The following is a 611-nucleotide window of genomic DNA, read 5'->3' as shown; positions in this document are numbered from 1 at the left end:
CATGATTTGGTCCGTGGGAGAGAAACCGTATTGATCAAACATGGAAAGGTGTTGGAAGACAATTTAAAAGAGGTGAAGTATACCGGGGAGGAACTCCTAAGCCAATTAAGAAGAAAAAATGTATTTAATATGGCTGATGTCGAATTCGCTGTAATGGAAGCCAATGGAGAAGTCAGCGTCATGCTAAAGTCTGAGCAAACTCCGATTACCCCCAAGCATTTGGAATGGAAGGTAGCATCCCAAGCAGAGCCCCAAACGATTATTTTAGATGGAAATATTCTAGATGAAGGATTGCGCAATCAAGGATTAAACCGGGCATGGTTAAAAGTGGAACTGGATAAATTGGGGATTTCTCCAGAAAACGTCTTTATCGGGCAGGTGGATTCATCTGGGGAGCTCTATGTTGATTTGTTTGATGATGCCATTCAAATCCCAAAACCTACGACCAAAGATCTTCTGTTTGCCACATTGAAGAAATGTGAGGCTGATTTGGAGCTGTTTGCTTTGGCAACAGAGGATGAAGCGACTAAAAAAATGTACCAAGATTTAGCTGGGCAATTAACAAGAGTAATAACAGATGTAAGGGTCCAATTAAAGCGATGAGGAGATAT

The 611-nt window shown here is 41.2% G+C and carries 1 protein-coding gene; it reads left to right on the top strand.

Going from position 1 to position 611, the window contains the following annotated elements; all coding sequences use genetic code 11:
• Positions 1–603 (top strand): DUF421 domain-containing protein (locus tag ABLT31_RS38905; RefSeq protein ID WP_367761088.1); only part of this gene is annotated, 603 nt, incomplete at its 5' end.
• Between the last annotated feature and the right edge of the window lie 8 nt (positions 604–611).

It is taken from the genome of Ammoniphilus soli (assembly GCF_040813775.1).
The sequence above is the reverse complement of the archived record's forward strand: the minus strand, read 5'-3'. Positions and strand labels throughout refer to the sequence as shown.